Source organism: Streptomyces sp. NBC_00400 (assembly GCF_036048035.1).
In the GTDB taxonomy this organism is placed as follows: Bacteria; Actinomycetota; Actinomycetes; order Streptomycetales; family Streptomycetaceae; genus Streptomyces.
Window position 1 is genome coordinate 7,878,870 of the sequence record NZ_CP107940.1, and the last position, 17,504, is coordinate 7,896,373.

The 17,504-nt window shown below is 68.8% G+C and carries 19 protein-coding genes and 2 riboswitches; of the genes, 14 read left to right on the plus strand and 5 right to left on the minus strand.

Features of this window, described 5'->3' with window-relative positions; translation table 11 throughout:
• Positions 1-17 precede the first annotated feature (17 nt).
• The gene (locus OHS81_RS34530; protein WP_328389886.1) at positions 18-617 is read right to left on the minus strand and encodes a 2'-5' RNA ligase family protein; all 600 of its coding nucleotides are present in this window, start codon (positions 615-617) and stop codon (positions 18-20) included.
• Between the two features lie 152 nt (positions 618-769).
• A complete protein-coding gene (locus OHS81_RS34535) occupies positions 770-1,195 on the minus strand; it encodes a pyridoxamine 5'-phosphate oxidase family protein (protein WP_328389888.1) in 426 nt (141 codons plus the stop codon).
• 84 nt (positions 1,196-1,279) lie between these two features.
• On the opposite strand from OHS81_RS34535, the gene OHS81_RS34540 reads away from it, so the two are divergent.
• The 14 genes from OHS81_RS34540 (at position 1,280) to OHS81_RS34600 (ending at position 14,227) form a co-directional block, all read left to right on the plus strand.
• Positions 1,280-1,435 carry a hypothetical protein gene (locus tag OHS81_RS34540; protein WP_328389890.1) on the plus strand — a complete coding sequence of 52 codons (156 nt, stop codon included), beginning with the start codon at positions 1,280-1,282 and terminating at the stop codon, positions 1,433-1,435.
• 1,134 nt (positions 1,436-2,569) lie between these two features.
• Positions 2,570-3,223, plus strand: coding sequence for a hypothetical protein (locus tag OHS81_RS34545; RefSeq protein ID WP_328389892.1), 654 nt, complete (start codon positions 2,570-2,572; stop codon positions 3,221-3,223).
• A 422-nt stretch (positions 3,224-3,645) separates the two neighbouring features.
• A complete protein-coding gene (locus OHS81_RS34550) occupies positions 3,646-4,266 on the plus strand; it encodes a sigma-70 family RNA polymerase sigma factor (RefSeq protein ID WP_328389894.1) in 621 nt (206 codons plus the stop codon).
• Between the two features lie 254 nt (positions 4,267-4,520).
• Positions 4,521-5,399: a SigB/SigF/SigG family RNA polymerase sigma factor gene (locus OHS81_RS34555; protein WP_328391636.1), complete on the plus strand. Its 879-nt coding sequence runs from the start codon at positions 4,521-4,523 to the stop codon at positions 5,397-5,399.
• A gap of 185 nt (positions 5,400-5,584) precedes the next feature.
• A riboswitch (glycine riboswitch) is annotated at positions 5,585-5,679 on the plus strand.
• A riboswitch (glycine riboswitch) is annotated at positions 5,680-5,771 on the plus strand.
• 56 nt (positions 5,772-5,827) lie between these two features.
• A complete protein-coding gene (locus OHS81_RS34560; protein WP_328389896.1) occupies positions 5,828-6,247 on the plus strand; it encodes a hypothetical protein in 420 nt (139 codons plus the stop codon).
• A 48-nt stretch (positions 6,248-6,295) separates the two neighbouring features.
• Positions 6,296-6,862, plus strand: coding sequence for a hypothetical protein (locus OHS81_RS34565; RefSeq protein ID WP_328389898.1), 567 nt, complete (start codon positions 6,296-6,298; stop codon positions 6,860-6,862).
• 162 nt (positions 6,863-7,024) lie between these two features.
• A complete protein-coding gene (locus OHS81_RS34570) occupies positions 7,025-7,405 on the plus strand; it encodes an FAD-dependent oxidoreductase (RefSeq protein ID WP_328389900.1) in 381 nt (126 codons plus the stop codon).
• On the plus strand, positions 7,387-7,875 hold the full coding sequence (locus OHS81_RS37535; protein WP_443058809.1) for a hypothetical protein: 489 nt from the start codon (positions 7,387-7,389) through the stop codon (positions 7,873-7,875). Before OHS81_RS34570 ends, OHS81_RS37535 begins: the two co-directional genes overlap by 19 nt.
• A 238-nt stretch (positions 7,876-8,113) precedes the next feature.
• A complete protein-coding gene (locus OHS81_RS34575) occupies positions 8,114-8,707 on the plus strand; it encodes a LysE family translocator (protein WP_328391638.1) in 594 nt (197 codons plus the stop codon).
• Between the two features lie 45 nt (positions 8,708-8,752).
• Positions 8,753-9,010 (plus strand): acyl carrier protein, encoded by a 258-nt coding sequence (locus tag OHS81_RS34580; RefSeq protein WP_328389902.1) that lies wholly within the window; start codon positions 8,753-8,755, stop codon positions 9,008-9,010.
• 19 nt (positions 9,011-9,029) lie between these two features.
• Complete coding sequence (locus tag OHS81_RS34585) at positions 9,030-10,421, plus strand: TrpB-like pyridoxal phosphate-dependent enzyme (protein WP_328389904.1); 1,392 nt, start codon at positions 9,030-9,032, stop codon at positions 10,419-10,421.
• 30 nt (positions 10,422-10,451) lie between these two features.
• Positions 10,452-12,365, plus strand: coding sequence for an FAD/NAD(P)-binding protein (locus tag OHS81_RS34590; protein ID WP_328389906.1), 1,914 nt, complete (start codon positions 10,452-10,454; stop codon positions 12,363-12,365).
• An 11-nt stretch (positions 12,366-12,376) separates the two neighbouring features.
• Positions 12,377-14,047 (plus strand): AMP-binding protein, encoded by a 1,671-nt coding sequence (locus OHS81_RS34595; protein ID WP_328389908.1) that lies wholly within the window; start codon positions 12,377-12,379, stop codon positions 14,045-14,047.
• Positions 14,048-14,227 (plus strand): hypothetical protein, encoded by a 180-nt coding sequence (locus tag OHS81_RS34600; protein WP_328389910.1) that lies wholly within the window; start codon positions 14,048-14,050, stop codon positions 14,225-14,227. It begins immediately after the preceding gene.
• A gap of 1,154 nt (positions 14,228-15,381) precedes the next feature.
• On the opposite strand, the gene OHS81_RS34605 is transcribed toward OHS81_RS34600, so the two are convergent.
• The 3 genes from OHS81_RS34605 to OHS81_RS34615 all read right to left on the minus strand — a co-directional run bounded on the left by OHS81_RS34605 (position 15,382) and on the right by OHS81_RS34615 (position 17,354).
• Positions 15,382-15,780 carry a hypothetical protein gene (locus tag OHS81_RS34605; protein WP_328389912.1) on the minus strand — a complete coding sequence of 133 codons (399 nt, stop codon included), beginning with the start codon at positions 15,778-15,780 and terminating at the stop codon, positions 15,382-15,384.
• 147 nt (positions 15,781-15,927) lie between these two features.
• Positions 15,928-16,167, minus strand: coding sequence for a hypothetical protein (locus OHS81_RS34610; RefSeq protein WP_328389914.1), 240 nt, complete (start codon positions 16,165-16,167; stop codon positions 15,928-15,930).
• Positions 16,168-16,214: 47 nt separating this feature from the next.
• Positions 16,215-17,354: an inorganic phosphate transporter gene (locus tag OHS81_RS34615; protein WP_328389916.1), complete on the minus strand. Its 1,140-nt coding sequence runs from the start codon at positions 17,352-17,354 to the stop codon at positions 16,215-16,217.
• Positions 17,355-17,504: the final 150 nt, after the last annotated feature.

Genomic DNA, 17,504 nt, shown 5'->3' on the forward strand with positions numbered 1-17,504 from the left:
GACCGAAGAGACACCCCCTAATGCTCCAGCAGCCGGCGGACCTCGCCCGTGCCCAGCGTGATCACGGCCCTGGGGCGCATAGGTCCCTTGCCGCGCCGGGAGAGCAGGACGACCTCCTCGACCACGGCCGACAGTGCGCCGAGCTGACCGGCGCACTCGATGGCCAGAGGCCGCGGATCCTGAGTGCGGCCGAGGGAAAGATGCGGAATGAAGCGACCGCCACGCCCGCGGCAGAGCGGGAACCGCAACCCCAGCTCCCGGTGCAGACGAGCCCACGGTGCCAGGCCCGCCGCGGCCGGATCGAGCCACACCGTCGCGTAATGCCGGTGCCGGAAGTACCGAACGCCGGCCAGACGCGCCGTGAACGCCGCGCTCTCCGCTGCGCCGGCGGAGAGCAGCGGCACAGCCCGTGCGAACTCCTCCTCCGGCGCGAAGCCGAACAGCAGATTGACATGCGGCGGCCACCGCCGTACCTGCGGATCATGCTCCCAGCGGATTTCCTGAATTGCCGGCCAGAGCTCCTGCGGCGGCAGCCACGCCACCGCCGTCCGGGCCGTCGGCGCCACCTCGAGCACATCCAGCGGCGCAGCCCCGCCGAACACCGGATTCCATCCCACGCTCCCATGGTCCGGGCCGCGCCCGCATCGCACGAGCCGACATGCCTGCAACGGCAGACTTGGCCGGCCGTGCATTGGGTGACGCGGAGCGAGGTGGAGTCCCCCCGCTGGGCATGACCAGAACAACGAGTCACTGATCGAAGAGACAACCTCTAGGCGGAACCCAGATCGGCCGACACCCAGTGTTCCGGCTGCATGTAGAGGACGACGTGCTCACCGAGCTGGGCGTGGTCGTACTCCACGAAGTCGGCGACCTTGTCCTGTGGGAGGTACCGCGCGGCCATCTCCCAGGACCGCTCGCGGCTGTCTGATTCCGTCCTGGTGACCGGTCCCTCCACCGATACGTAGCGCACGGTCGGCTCGCTCCGCTGCACCATCAGACTGAAGCGCCCTGCGGACCGGATTGCTCGCGCTTTCCGGGAATCGGGCCCGGTACGCACCCACAGTTCGCCGCCCGGCGTGTAGTGATACCAGATGGGAACTGTCAGCGGTGCGCGGTCGGGCCGCTCGACCACCGACAGCGCACCGATGTGAGGTTCCGCCAGAAACTGCTCTCGTTCCCGCATCGACAGTGCCATGTGCCCGACCCTAGTCCGACCCACGGCTCACCGACGTGACATGACCCGATCCGGTGCTTGCTGACACCGAGGGCACCCCACCGTGTGGCGGCCGGCCCAGCGTCCGCTGCGGAGCCGTTCGCGGCAGCGGGGACGGACGGGATCGGCATCGTCACGGCGACCACAGAGATCAACGACGCCCTGGCCGCCGCCGACCGCATTCTGGCGCAGTCCGCTTCTCCTGCCCTCAGCCGCCCGTGAGGGCGTGCGGCATGGCGGTGCCAGTGTTCTGGATGCCGCCTGCCGGCTCACCGGACGTGGACGGGTATTGCCCATGGCAGAGCCGCCGGGAAGGCTGACCGAAGAAAGGATGTGCAGCCGACTGCAGCACGTGGACGAGAGCAGCCCGGACCCTGGCCTCAACGCCTTGGAACGGGATTCGCCGGGCATACGTCTGCAATGGACCAACGTAGCGCAAGCAGGACACCGCCGGCGGGGCCCGTCTGGGCAGGGTGGCTCTACCTCGGGCTGGCGGTGCTGGCCGGTACCCAGCTCTTGGCGACCCTGCTGCAGTCGGGAGCCGGCGATCCGAGTTTCGTTCCCAGCCTGGTCGGAGTGATCGCGTTTCCAGCCCTGGCCGGGGTCTCGGAAACCGGCCGGGGACTCAGGAACCGGCCGGGAGGAACTTGTCCCTGACCTTGTCGCGCCGCGGGGCGGCCGGACGGGGGAGAGGCAGACGCCGGAGTGGCGGGACACGCCGCAGGCAGGCCGGGCGGGCCAGGCCGTGTACGGGCCGTGGTGGACCAGGCCCTGCGCGGGACGTGCCAGGGCCTGGCCGTCGGCGGAAATACCACCGACCCGCGGGAACTCGTCGCACCGTCGGCCCGCATGCCGCGGCCGGGCCGTGTCGCCGTCGGGCCCAGCGGATCCCGATTCCGTCCCACGCTTCACCCGCACCGCAGCCCTCCCGAAACACCGGCCCCTGCCTCTCATGAGGCCGGGCCCAGCCAGTCGTACGGACCGGGTCATCGGTTCCCGGTGAGACCCGCCGGGTGGGGGAGCCCCGATGAAAGGGAGGAGACCCGCCGGGGGGAAGACCCGCCGAAGGGGAGGAGACCCGCCGAGCGGAGGAGCCCCCTCGGGCAGGGAGACCCGAGCGGAGGCGCCCCGCCGGACGGAGGAGACCCGCCGGAGGCGTAACGCCCGCCGCCCTCCATCTCGCGTGCTCTGCCACCCAGTTGACCACCCACGAGCTGGTTTAGCGGATCCGGACAACAACTGGGCCCGAGGCGCCATGCACCCTCCCCTACGGATGAACCGGCTGGCACGATGACCAACATGACTGCCGGGTCGGTTTCACGAGCTGCGCGCGCCGCAATCTTCGCGGTGGTGTGCGTGACGACCGCAGCCCTGGGACATGCGTTGATGTCCGCGCAGGCGTTGCCCGTATGGGCGCTCGTAGCCGCACTCGGGGCAACGGGCTCGGCGGCTTGGTGGTCGGCGGGGCGGGAACGCGGCGGGTTCGCCGTGACCGGTTCCTCCGTCGTGGTCCAACTGGCTCTGCACTCCCTGTTCGGCCTGGCGCAGTCGTGCCGGTCCGTCCTCGGCCTGGAAACCGCCCCCTCCGCGTCCATGGCGCCAAGGGGCGAGATGACGGGGATGAGTCATCTGGCGGGCATGGCCGGCACGCTCGCCGCCTCCACCGCGCACCTGGGCGATATCGGTGCCATGCGCGGCGAGATGAGCGAGTTGCGGATGGTGCACTCCGGCCACGGCACCTTCGGTATGTTCCTCGCCCATGTGCTGGCCGCGCTGGTGTGCGGGTTGTGGCTGTGGCGCGGCGAGGCGGCCGCGTTCCGGCTCGCCCGCAGTGTGGCCGCGGTGTGGTTCGCGCCCCTGATGCTGGTCCTGGCGACGCTGGGCCGGACGGGCCTGAAGCCGACCGCGCGTCCGGTGGCCGGTTGCGGCCACGTCCTGCGCCTGCGCGGGGTGTTCCTGCATCACGTCCTGTCCCGCAGAGGCCCGCCGAAGCCGTCCTTCTGCTGCTGACCGCCCGCCTGACCTGGGACCCTCCCCGGCAGTGCCCGGCACTCCGCAATGCGGTCATGGACGCCACTTCCGTCAATGACGCGCTGTTGCCGATGGAGTCCGGGACCCCCACTCCCTTTCTCCGTAAGGTCCCTTTTCCGCAAGGTCCCTTGCATCTTTCCGCAAGGTCCCTTGCATCGGTGGCGGGCGGAGTACCGGCGTGTCCACGCGGCTGCCGCTCTCGTACCTCCGGGTACCTCGGTGAGCGCCGCCGGACCACACGCCGGCCCCTTGCCCCGCGGCCCTCCGGCCTGCCCGTAGCGCCCGTCGACCGTCGCCCCTGGACGGTGTCACCGGCCGTCGCACGGGTTCCCGGAATGCCGCTCACCGACGAGGCCGTGCCATGCCTTGGTACGCCCCGCACCTCCGAAGGACGTGTGGCGATGATTCCTGCCCTTTTCGATCCGGCCGGCGGCAAGCGGACCGTCGCGGACGACGAGCAGTTGACCGCCCTTGCACTGGCCGCCCGGAAGGGCGACCCCGAGGCCGTCGAGCGTTTCATACGTGCCTCCCACCGCCATGTGTGGCGCTTCGTGGCCCACTTGAGCGGCGAGACGAACAGCGCCGACGACCTCGCCCAGGAGACGTTTCTCCGTGCCCTCACCGGTCTGCCGAGATTCGCCGGCCGCTCCTGTGCCCGTACCTGGCTGCTGTCGATCGCCCGCCGGGTGGTGATCGACCGCTACCGGTCTGCCGCCGCCCGTCCGCGCATCGCCGATGTCGACGACTGGCAGGCGGTCGCGGAACGCCGCCAGCCCAGCGGACTGCCGGGCTTCGACGACGGTCTGGCACTGACCGAGCTGCTGGAGGCGCTGGACGGCGAACGGCGCGAGGCATTCGTGCTCACCCAGTTGGTCGGAATGCCGTACGCGGACGCGGCGGCGATCGTGGGCTGTCCCATCGGCACGGTCCGCTCCCGGGTGGCCCGTGCCCGCGCCGACCTCACCGGCTGGCTGAGGTCCGCCGAGCGGTGCGCACGACGCCCTCAGGCGGTTGCGGCGTGACCCATCCCGGTTCCGGGTGATCACTGTGTTGCCGGTGCGCCGCCCCGTACGGCGGATGGCGCCCCTCCCGGGGTGGCGTACCGGCAGTTCCCGAAGATTCATGGACCGCAGCCGTTCGCTATGTGCCCGGCTCCGGAGCCCCCTCCATAGTTTCCCCACGGAAATAGTTGCCGCATGGCAGTTTTACGTGCGGTCATCGGGTAGGTGAGGGCGTGACGGCATGACGGGGAGATCAGGGAGGAGTAGCCATGGCAATGGCAGCGGCGCAGGCCCACATCTCGGTGAAGCGCTCGGACAGGGGCGCCGCATGTGAGGCTGCTCGGTCGGCTGTGCCGCAGGTGGAGGAGGCCCAGCGCGTTGCCCCGCAGGATGCGCGTCGCCTGTCGAAGCTGTTCTTCGAGCAGCTGTCGGACCTGGAGGAAGGCACCCCGGAGTACCAGTACGCGCGCAACACGCTCATCGAGATGAACCTGTCGCTGGTGCGCTATGTAGCGCGCCGATTCCGCAGCCGCGGGCAGGAGATGGAAGACATCATGCAGGTCGGGACGATCGGTCTGATCAAGGCCATCGACCGCTTCGATGTGTCGCGCGAGAACGAGTTCACCACCTTCGCCATCCCCTACATCACCGGCGAGATCAAGCGGTTCTTCCGTGACACGACCTGGTCCGTGCATGTCCCGCGGCGTCTGCAGGAGTTGCGTGTGGACCTTGCCCGCGCTCGCGAAGAGCTCGAAGGGCGTGGCAATCCCGAGCCGTCCGTCGCCGACTTCGCGGTTCACCTGGGGCTCGGGGAGGAGGAGGTCATCGAGGGGCTGGTCGCCTGCAACGGTTACGACGCAGGCTCCCTCGACCGGCCCATCGAAGCGGGTGGCAGCAAGCAGCAGACCGGCCTCGTCGCCGACCTGATAGGCAACGAAGACCCCGCTCTCGCACTGGCCGAGGACCTTCAGGCCCTCAAGCCGCACCTCGCCCAGCTGGACGAGCGTGCGCGCACTCTCCTCGAACTGCGCTTCGGCTCGGAGATGACACAGACCGAGATCGGCGAGGAAATGGGCCTGTCCCAGATGCACGTCTCCCGTCTCCTCACCCGCACATACGCCACCCTGCGCGAAAGCCTCCTCGCCGAGGCATAGCCAAGGACTTGCTTGCACGGTATGCGGACAGCGGCGTCCCCGCCAGCGTACAAAGTGCCATTTCTCCAGGTCAGGGCCGCGTCGTGCGGGCGAGTGCACGGCGACGGGCCCGCTGCGGACAGCTCTTGACGGCGGCGTGCCGATCACCGCACGGTGCGGCGAACCACAACAGAAAAGACCACCGACGATTCTGCGCGGGAGAGCCCACACCCCAGTGGCGTGGCGCCGAAGGAGCAAATCCTCCCCGGAAACTCTCAGGCCTCGTTACCGCGCAGTGGAGGTGGACTCTGGAAAGCAGGCGCTGATGCGCCTCGCCCACGGTGCAAGCCGCGCTCGTCGCGGTGAAGCTCTCAGGCCCATGACAGAGGGGGAGGCTCACTCGATCGCGTGCCCCGTCCGACGGTGCGCGCCAGGCCCGAGGAGTCTCCATGGTGCACCCTGACTCGCACCCCGACACCCCGTCCCACCGGTCACTCGCCGCACGGGAGCGGACCGCGCCCTTCTCCGTACGCCACATCGGACCGGGCGCCGAAGAGCTGTCCACGACGCTCTCCCACCTCGGCTTCGGTTCCCGGCTCGCACTGATCGACGCCGCGGTGCCCGGCCCACGGCGCGACCGCCGCGGGCTGCGGCCGCCCGCCCCGGCGTCCGAGGCCCGGACCGAAGCCGAGCTGCGCGCCCGTCTCCACCTGCACAAGACGCTCTGCACACCGCACGGCGGGGGAGGGCCCGGCGTCGGCCCCGTGGCCGTGTATGAGCACTTGGTGCCGCATCCGCCCTCACACCCGATCCACCCGGACCCCGCCCAAGCGAGGGCGGAGGCCGGAATGCGGCGGTCTACCCCCTGACGACGGCCGGCCGCAACAAGTACCGGCCTCCGGACCGCCGGGCCGACGGTGCACGCGGCGACCGCCATCCCGTCTGCTCCTGCTCGACGATCGACGCCTACGAGAGCTGAACGCCGCGCAGGTCAGCGGTGCTTCGGCCGGCGGCGCGCCGCTCGCTTCGCCACAGCACCCTGCGCCCTGCCCTTCCCTGCCCACGGGCCCGCACCGCTCGTTCCGCACCGGCTGACCCCGCCCCGGCTCCACCTTCCCTCCTCCCCTCCTCCGCGGAGGGGCGGGCTGCCGGGGCAGCTCCTCGCGGCGCAGGCGGTCGCCCTTCGCGGGGCCACGTCGTCGGCGTTCCGGGACCGGCAGGAACGCGCGCTCCGCGGTGCCCGGATCCTCGCCGGGCGGCTCCTCGCCGATGACGTGGCCGAGACCGGTGCCCGGGTGGTCACCGGCTCGACCGAGACGCCGCTCGTGCTCATCGATCTCGCGCATTCCGTGCTGGACGCCGGACGGGCCGGGGAGCGTCTTCGTTCGCTCGGCATCAGGCCGAACACCGCGGGGGAGCACGGCCTTTTCCTCGGCACCACGGCACTGGCCGGCCGCGGATTTGATGACGCCTCCTTCCGCTAGCTCGCCGACGTGATCGCCCGAGCGCTCCTGCACCCACCTCACGTCGCCGAAGTGGCCGAACTCGACGATCGAGTAGCCCGCTTGACGACACGTCATCCCATAGCCGCCTGCGTAGAAGCCCCTCAAGCCCACCAAGCCCACCAGGAAGAGGAGTAACCCCCCATGAGTCAGCACCAGTTCGACGTTCTCGTCATCGGCGGCGGCCCCGGCGGCTACGTCGCCGCCATCCGCGGCGCCCAGCTCGGCCGTTCGGTCGTCCTCGTCGACAAGGAGCGTCCTGGCGGCGTCTGTCTCAACTGGGGCTGCATTCCGACGAAGGCCATGCTGCGCTCGGCGGAAGTCCTGGAGACCGTGCGCGGCGCGGAGGAGTTCGGCGTGCGGACAGCGGGTGTGCAGCTGGATTACTCCGCCGTTCTGCAGCGCAAGGACGGTATCAGGCCCTGGTGGCGGCGTCCGTCATCAGCGGCCACGACGAACGTATCGACTACCGGGCCGTACCGGCGGCCACCTTCACCCACCCCGAGGTGGCGAGCGTCGGCCTGACGGAGGCCCAAGCGCGGGCGGGCGGCCACGGGATCACCACCGCACGCTTCCCGTTCGCCGCCCTTGGGCGTGCTCATGCGTATGGCGCCACGGACGGCATGGTCAAGGTGGTCGCCGACCGGTCGAGCGGTGCGGTCCTGGGGACTCACATCATCGGTCCCGGCGCGAGCGACCTGATAGCGGAGGCGGCGCTCGCCGTGACACACGGTGTGACGCTCCCGCCGGTCTACCAGGTCCGATCCGCCGGCTGCCCCGAACCGGCGCGCGCCCGGGGCCTGCCCGACCGCGGCCTTCTGCAACACGCTTACAGTTCATTTCCCTTCGGATGGTTCCACGGGAAGCGAAAGTGTGGTGATGGACACGCCTCCGGCATGCGGACGAGGACGTGCTCTTGGCCGGATGTGCACTACCGGAAGCAGTGCATCCGACGTGGCGAGCTCGTGGTCGCACCCCGGGGTGACCGAAATTGATTCCTACTGGCTCGTAACTTCCCCTCTTGCCCGGGAAATTGTTTTCCCAGCTTGTTGCCTGGGGTCATCCCAGCAGATAGCGTTCCAATCGTGGTGATCAAGATCCGGGACTTTCGGACCTTGCAGGGGGGTCGATTCGATTGGATGCACTAACGTTGACTGCGCCCTCCGGTCGAATGACGACGGACATTGCGGAAGCCTCATGGTGACCTGGGTTTTCATCGCGACGATTTTCGCGATGGTGGCCGCGCCGGGGCCTTCATTCATGGTGTTGGTGAATGAGACGCTGCGTTTTGGACGTGGGGCCGGGTTGGTGACCATTCTCGGCAGCAGCACCGGGCTGCTCATGTGGGCGGCGACCTCCGCCCTCGGGCTGGCCGCACTGACGCAGACCTCTCCGCTGGTGTTCACCGCCTTCAAGCTGGCGGGTGCCGCCTACCTCTGCTATCTCGCGGTGATGACGGTGCGCAACCGGTGGAAGTTCGGCCACCAGCCGGAAGCGCCCGAGGAGTACGGCGCCGCCGACCTGTGGCGGTCCTACCGGTCAGGGCTGGTCACCAGTGCCGCCAACCCCAAAATGGCCACCGTCTACCTGGCACTGATCCCGCAGTTCCTGCCGGCCGGCGGCGGTTCGCCCGCCGACGTGGTCACGCTGACCGCCGTGCAGATCTTGATCAGCGCCGGCTGGTACGCGGTGGTGGTCACCCTGGTCGGCCTGGCACGGCGGCTGCTGGCCATGCCGGCGATGCGGGTCGGACTGGCCTGGGTGAGCGGGGCGGTTCTGCTGCTGCTCGGGCTGCGCACCGCGGTGATGACGGGGCCCATGGCCTAGCGGAACAGCCGGAAAAGCGAACAACTCCAGGGAAGAGGAATTGCCTTGACGTCTCCTGTGAAGGTTGACACCCGGGTATGCGAGGTCATCGCAGACATACTCGGATCGTCCGCGCCGGCCGAAATCAAGAATGACGACGAGTTGCGCGGGATCGGAATCGACTCGTTGAGCATTCTTGAAATAGTCGTCCGAATCGAGAAGGAATGTGGCATCACGATCGGCGACAGTGAGATATTCGAGGCCGCGCTGTGCCGCGTCGACGATCTCGTGAAGTTGGTCCAGTCGCACGTGAAAAATTCCTAGAAACGAGGATCGGAAACGCATGGTGAATTCGGCAGAAGCCTCGCTGACCGCTGAAGAAATCGTTCCCACTCACTGGTACAACGTGCTGTCCGACCTCACCGGCGTCGAGGAGGCGGCAAAGCTGCGCCAGGCAAGGCCGGAGACCCGCGAGAGCGGTGGCGCGGTCACCCCGCAGATCCCGCTGTCGATGTACCGGCAGAGCATGGGCCGGGAACGGTTCGTCGAGATCCCGCAGCCGGTGCGTGAGGAGTACCTGCGCTGGCGGCCGACCCCGCTCCACCGGGCACGCCGGCTGGAGCAGCTGCTCGATACCCCGGCCCGGATCTACTACAAGTACGAGGGCACCAACACCACCGGCAGCCACAAGCTGAACACCGCCCTCGCCCAGGCCTATTACTACAAGCAGGCAGGCATCACCAGCCTGACCACCGGCACCGGTGCCGGCCAGTGGGGCTCGGCTCTCGCCGTCGCCTGCCGCATCTTCGGCCTGGAGTGCACCGTCTACATGGTCCGGGTCAGCTACGACCAGAAGCCCTACCGCCGGATCATGATGGAGATGAACGGGGCCAAGGTCATCTCCAGCCCCAACGAGAACTCCGAGGCCGGCCGGGCCGCGCTGGCCCGCGACCCGAACACCGACGGCAGCCTGTCCATCGCCAACGCGGAGGCCTTCGAGCACGCGCGCCAAGTCGAGCGCTGCAACCTCTCGGTGGGCAGCGGGGAGAATCACGTCCTGCTGCACCAGACCGTGATCGGGCAGGAGGCGGTCCGGCAGTTCCGTGCGATCGGCGACTTCCCGGATGTGGTGATCGGCTCGGTCGGCGCGGGCAGCAACTTCTCCGGCATCTGCCTGCCGTTCTTCCACGAGAAGGTGCGCGAGGGCCTGCAGACCCGGTTCGTCGCGGTGGAACCGGAGGCGTGCCCCAAGCTCACCAAGGGCCGTTACGCATGGGACTACAACGACTACACCGGCATCACGCCGATGACCAAGATGTACACCCTGGGGCACACCTTCGTCTCCCCGGGTATCCACGCCGGCGGCCTGCGGTACCACGGCGCCGCCCCCTTGGTCAGCGCGATGTATCACCAGAAGCTGATAGAAGCGGTGGCCTACGCACAGCGTCCGGTGTTCGAGGCCGGCCTCACCTTCGCCAATGAGGAGGGCATCATCCCGGCCCCCGAGTCGGCGCACGCCATCCGCGGCGCGATCGAAGAGGCGCTGCTGGCCAAGAAGGAACGCAAGGAGAGGGTCATCCTGTTCAACCTCAGCGGTCACGGGCTGCTCGACCTCTCGGCCTACCAGCAGTTCCTCAGCGGGAACATGACCGACATGGCGGCGTCGGACGAGCTGATCGCCGCCTCGCTCGGACGCTTGCCGGCCATGGACGACCTGGGCGCGGCTGCGCGCTGAAGGCGAGCCTTACAGATGGGGAGACAGGCCGTGCAACACCTGACTGACAGGGTGCTGGACGTCGCAATCGTGGGCACCGGTCCGCGCGGGATCTCGGTGTTCGAACGGCTCGCGGCCAATCTGATGGCCGAGACGGAGCCGCCGAGCGTCAGGATCTGGCTGATCGACGCGGTGGAACTGGGAGCCGGCCGGATCTGGCGGACGGACCAGGAGACCAGCTTCCTGATGAACACCGTCGTCGGTGAGATCAGCATGTTCTCCGGGGTCTTCGACGGTGAGCCATGCCGGCCGGGCGCCGGCCTGTCCTTCCAGCAGTGGTTACCCACACAGCCGGAACCGGAACTGTCCGGACTGGACCATGACGACTACGCACCGAGGTACGCCTACGGCCGGTACCTGCGGTATGTGTACGACTCGGTGGTGCGTGCCGTGTCCGGGCTCGGCGAGGTCGTCGAAGTGGTCGGCAAGGTGACCTCGTTGCGGGAGAACGGCACCAGCTACGAACTCCGCGTGTCCACCTCGGACGATGAGCGCACCGTGACCGCCGACGCGGTGGTGATCACCACCGGGCACGCCCAGGCGGAGCTGTCCGAGCACCAGTCGGAGCTGGCGCGGTTCGCGCAGGACCGGTCCGGACTCCGTTACCTCAGCGGGGATTCGGCCGCCGATCTGGAACTGCAGTCGATCCCGCCCGGCGCCGAGGTCGGCGTAGTGGGGCTCGGGCTGTCCTTCTACGACATCCTGATGTCCTTCACCGTCGGCCGGGGCGGGAAGTTCAAGGTGAACGGCGACGGAGCCATGTGCTACGTGCCCAGCGGCAACGAGCCCTCGGTGGTCGCGGGCTCGCGCAGCGGATTGCCGATCCGTTCGCGGGGCCGCAACCAGAAGGGGGTGACCGGCCGCGCAGCGCCGAAGTTCCTCACCTCGGCCGCCATCGGCCAGCTGCGCGAGCGCAACGCGGTGCACCGGGGCAACCCCGCCCTGGACTTCGACCGGGACGTGCTGTCCTTACTTCAGGCCGAAATCAACTATGTCTACTACACCACCCAGGCAAGGACCCAGCACGGGCCGGAGCGTGCCGAGACGGTCGGCGCCGAGCTGTACGCACTCGGCCCGGAACTGGCGCGCTGGCGCGAGGTGGTGGTGCGCCACGGCCTCGAAGACGTGGAGCCGGTCGACCTGGACCAGCTGTCCAGACCGCTGCACACCAAGCGGTTCGACTCCGGTGCCGACGTGGTCGCCGAGGTACGGCGCATCCTGCTCGCCGACATCACGGAGGCCGGTCAGGGCAACGTGGACAGTCCGCTCAAGGCCGCGCTGGACGCCATCCGCGATTCCCGCGAAGTGCTGCGGTACGCCGTGGACTTCGGTGGCCTGACCCCGCGATCCCATCGGGCCGACTTCCTCGGCCGGTTCGTCTCACGCACCTCGACGCTGTTCACCGGCCCCCCGCTGGAACGCACCGCGCAGTTCCTGGCCTTGATCAATGCCAGGGTGCTCGACGTGGCCGGGCCGGACGTGGTGCACGGATGCGACGCCGAGCAGGGCCGGTTCTTCCTGGAATCCCCGGCCGTCGAGGGCTCTCGCAGGCACTGCGACGTGCTCATCGACTCCCGGATCCCGACCGCCGGCCTGATCCGTAACACCGACCCGCTGATGCGGCAGCTGGTCGAGGAGCGGATGGCCGTCGACTTCGTGCACGGCGACACCGAAGAGATGTTTGCCACCGGGGCACTGCACATCACCCCGGCCGAGCGTCGGGTGATCGCCGCCGACGGCCGCCCGCACCGCGCCCTCTACGCGCTGGGCATCCCGACCGAGCGGGTGTGCTGGTTCACCCAGATCGGCAACGGCCGGCCGGGTGTGCACACCTCCTTCTCCAGGGACGCCGACGTGATAGCGCTCAGCGTGCTGCGCCGGGCCGAGTCCAACACCTTCCAGTGATCGGGGACAAGTTGTCCGGGCAAGACGATGCCTACCAGGAGTTCCGCGCGGCGCGGGACCTCCTTTTGCACCACGCCAACGACCAGGACGCCGCGCGCAAGGCGTTCCGGTGGCCGCGGCCACGGCAGTTCAACTGGGCGACCGACTGGTTCGACCGGATCGCCGAGGGCAACGACCGGGTGGCGCTGCGCATCGTCGGACAGGGGGAGCTGACCTTCCAGGAGCTTTCCCGGCGTTCCGACCGGGTCGCCGGCTGGCTGCTGTCGCAGGGCATCCGCCGGGGCGACGTGGTGATGCTGCTGATGGACAACCGGATCGAGCTGTGGGAGCTGATGCTCGCCCTGATCAAGGTCCGGGCCGTTATCGCGCCCGCCTTCATCACCATCTCGCCCGAGGAACTGCGCACCAGGATCGGCAGGGCCGGAGCCCGGCATGTGATCGCCGACCACCGGATCGTGCCGGGGCTCGCCGTGGACGGGCTCCGGACCAGGATCATCGTGGGCGGGGAGCACGAGGGCTGGGCCGACTTCGCCACCTCGGCCGAGCACGAGGACGACTTCGTGCCGGAGGGCCCCACCGAGGCCGACGAGCCGCTGTTCTACTACTTCACCTCCGGCTCCACCTCGCGGCCGAAGCTGGTGGTGCACACGCACGTCAGCTACGCGATCGGGCATCTTGCGAGCATGTACTGGAACGGGCTGAAGCCGGGGGATGTGCACCTCAACGTCTCCGCCCCGGCCTGGGCGAAGTACCCATGGAGCTCGCTGTTCGGGCCCTGGAACGCCGAGGCCACCGTGGTGTCCATGGACAACGCCGACGCGACCCCGCAGCGGCTGCTGGAGGTGCTGAGGACCGGGACGGTCACCAGCTTCTGCGCGCCGCCCAGCATCTGGCGGGCTCTGATCCGGACCGGGTTGCCCGACGGCCTGCCCGGGTTGCGGCACGCGGTCAGCGTCGGTGAACCGCTCATGGGTGACGTGGTCGAACAGGTCCGCAGGCTGGCCGGGGTGACCGTCCGCAACGGGTTCGGACAGTCCGAGGTCACCGCCATGGCCGGGGTCACCGCCTCCTCCCCGGCGGACCCGGTCTCCATGGGCTACCCGCTACCGGGCTACGAGCTGGTGGTGGTCAGGGCCGGCACCGACGAGCCGGCTCAGGAGGGCGAGCTGTGCCTGGACCTGGCCAACAAGCCCGTCGGCATGATGCGCGGCTACCTCGACCCGGAGGACAACGCCACCAGCCATACCCCGGGCGGCCTCTACCGGACCGGTGACCTGGCCCGATGGGACAGCGACGGTTCCCTGGTCTACCTCGGGCGCCGCAAGGACGTGTTCGAGGGACCGGACGGGGCGCTGATCGCTCCCCTCGAACTGGAACACGTACTGGTGCTGCACCCCGCCGTCGCCGAACTGTCCGTGGTACCGGTCTCCGAGGGCACGGCACAGGTACCCAAGGCGTACGTCGTGCTCAGCGCCGGCTGGAACGCCAGCCGCGCCACCGCCGAAGTACTCTTCGCGCACCTGCACAAACATCTGCCCGCGCCCAAGCTCGTACGGTTCCTGGAGTTCGTGGACGACCTGCCCCGCACCGAATCAGGCAAGGTCCAGCGCGAGGCCGTCCGGCGCCTGCGCAGGTCCCGCAACGTCGAGTTCGCCGCCGGCCCGCCGGCCGCCCTGGCGTAGGTGATCGACGCACGAGTCGTCGACGACGGGAACCTGGTGACCGCGGGCGGAGTCACCAGCGGAATCGATCTGGCGCTCTGGATGATCACCCGCGAGTGCGGAGCATCCATCGCCCCCCACGTCGAGTCCATCATGGAGTACGAGCAGCGCGGCGTCGTCCGGCGAAGCTCAGCAGAGTGACCTCCCCGTGAGCAACTGAGCCTGGCTGCAGTCCCCTCCGGCCGGAGGTGTGGAGTGGTGGCGAGGCAAGGAGCACGGATCGCGGACGTCACCTGTGCCGACGGCATCGCCTGACTCTTCCTCACCACTCCGCTGGGAATTCGGTGTTGGGCTCGTTATCCGCACCTCGGATACGGGATATCGGATTGCACGTGGTGCGATGAAATCGCGACGCCTGAAATCCGGCCCAACGGGGCGGGGGAAGTGGGAATTCGGAGAGCGAACAATGGCCACGTTGCGTACATAGGAAAACAGCAGATGTCCCTTAACGTTCAGACTTTTCCCGTTTGATTTCGACTCGTGTCGCGGCGTAGCGTGGGAAGTGGTCCGGCTGGACAGCTGGATGATCCATCAGGGATCAAGTCAGAGATTCAAGGAGGCACGATGAGCTTCCGAAGTGTGTTCCCCGGTAGGCATGGCGACGACTGGGACGACTACGGCTGGAGTGGATACGGCCGTGGACGTGGAGGCGGCTACGGCCGTGGTGGCGGCCGCGGCTTTGGTCGTGGACGCGGCTTTGGCCGAGGCGGCGGCTTTGGCCGCGGCGGCGGTTTCGGCCGCGGAGGCCGTTTCTAGCGACCCACGGGTCAACTTCGAGGCTGGTCCCCCTATGAGGGCTGGCCTCGAAGGCGCTGTGCGACAGGGGGGCGATCTCGCCAATTCCCCTTGGCGTTCTCCGAATTCTGAGCGCCATCGGATGCGGCCTCTTGACCTGCTGGCCTCGATGAGGAATGCGACCTCGATGAGGAATGCGACGTCGGCGGAGGCGGCTCTTCACCTTGCGGCGCCCGCGCACCCTGAACGCCGCTTCCTCAACAGCTCATTGAGCCGACGGAACGGCTCGACGTTCCGGCCGGCATTCCGACCGACGTGCTGAGAAAGAATCCGAGAAAGAATACGGGCAAGGGAAACGCTGCGTGAGGCACATATGGTCACACGCAGCGCGCTTCCGGGCCTTCCCTGCCCGTGGTATCCAGTATTCCCGTCGACGGCTTGCATCGCAATCGGAGCCCCTGCGCTCGCCACGGTGACGAAGACGTCACGCGTGGTGAGCGCAGGGGCGGGACGCGGAGGCGGCATTCCCGCCGCCCAGGCGTGCGGTGCCGTGGTGCCGGCTAGCGGACGACGTGGATGGTCAGCGGCGCGGATACGCGGTCCGTCTTCGGGTGCTGGTGGTTCTCGTCGGTCGCATACAGCACCGAACGGAACTGCAGCTCGCCCGCCTGGCCGGCCTTGACGTTCGCGCGCACCTCGAAGCCGAAGTCCTGCTTCACGGTCTGCCAATTGCTCCAGTGGCCGGGCCTGCCGGACCTCTGCTGTATGACGAGCGTCGTGTACCGCTCGGCGTCATCCCCACCCTGGCCGTGCACCTTCACGACCTGGCCGACATGCACCGTGTGGGGAGTGGCCTCGATCGAGATGTCGCTCTTCGCGAACGCCGGGGATGTTGCCAGTGTCGCCGAGGCCACACCCAGCGAGCCGATCACAACTAACCGCTTCAGGCCAAGCTTCATGCTCGTGTCTCCTTGCATGCCTACGTGCACAATGCGCCAACTAGGGCTAAAAATCGCTAATTGACGTGCTATCAACGAGATAGAGCTGCCTGCGCGCCACGCGGTTGACTCCCGATGGTCACTACTTCGTAACTGTGTTCGGCCGGGTCAGCTGGGAACGATCAGGTCGATCCCGTAGGCCGCGACCGCGAGGCAGGCGGCGAAGCACAGCACGGCCGTGGCGGTCGCCACCTTCCGGTGCCGGCCCCGGGGCATGTCGGGGGCGGGCTCTCCGTGTCCGGCACGGGCCCATGCGACCAGTCCGAGCGAGAACATCACGACCACCACCACGGTGATCCCGAGGCTGACACCGAAGACCCCGGCGAGGGTGCCCCAGTCGATGTCCATCCCGCTCCCCTTCCTCGACGACGGCCCGCCCGTTCGGTCGGGCCGGCTCAGGCGGCCGACTTGACGGTGGGCTTCGCGGCGGGTGCCGGCACCTCATTGACGTTCTCCGGGCTCACCGGACGGCGGCGCGAGAGCACGTAGAAGCCCGCCGCGGCAGCCAGCGCGACGCCCGCCACCAGGGCCACCCCCGCATCGCCCCGATCGGCCACCCACGCTGCCAGACCTCCCACGGCGGCCGCGGCGGGCAGCGTCAGCAGCCAGGACACCGCGATCCGCCCGGCGACGCCCCAGCGCACGTGTGCCAGCTTGCGGCCCAGCCCCGCGCCGAGGATGCTGCCCGTGCACACCTGGGTGGTCGACAGCGCGAAGCCCATGTGCGACGAGGCCAGGATCACCGCGGTCGCGCTGGTCTCGGCAGCGAAGCCCTGAGGGGCCTGGATATCGGTGAGTCCCTTGCCCATGGTCCGGATGATCCGCCAGCCGCCCACGTAGGTGCCCAGGGAGATCGCCAGGCCCGCGCTCAGCACCACCCACCAGGGCGGCCCCGCGCCATGGGCGAGCACCCCGCTCGAGATGAGCGCCAGGGTGATGACCCCCATCGTCTTCTGGGCGTCGTTGGTGCCGTGCGCCAGCGCCACCAAGGACGCCGACCCGATCTGCCCTGCGCGAAAGCCCTTCCCGGCGGCGCGTGCCGCAGTCCGCCGGGTGATCACATAGGCGAGGTAGGTGGCCAGCAGCGCCACCACGCAGGCCACCACCGGCGAGGCCACCGCAGGAATCACGATCTTCTCGATGATCGTGCCGAAGCGCACCGCGGAACCCCCGGCCCCCACCCACACCGCGCCGATCAGCCCGCCGAACAGGGCGTGGGACGAGCTGGAGGGCAGCCCGAGGAGCCAGGTGACCAGATTCCACAGGATCGCCCCGATCAGCCCGGCGAAGATCATCACCAGGGACACTTCGCCGTCCTGGACGATGCCGCCCGAGATCGTCTTGGCCACCTCGGTGGAGAGGAAGGCTCCGCCCAGATTGAGCAGACCCGCAACGGCGACGGCAACCCGGGGACTCAGCGCCCCGGTGGCGATGGAGGTGGCCATCGAGTTGGCGGTGTCGTGGAATCCGTTGGTGAAGTCGAAGGCCAGGGCGGTGAGGATCACGGCCACCAGCAGGAAGGAGACAGATGCCATCCCGGTCCTCCACATCGAGGGCGGTCCGGCCGCGCGGGCCCTCCGGAACCATCTGTGCGAAGCCGCCGTCCTCTCCCACGCTAAGCGCCGCTCCGAATCGTCGCCAATGCGGCGGCATGGGCCGGTCGGTGGCGGCCGGTGCGGCAGCGC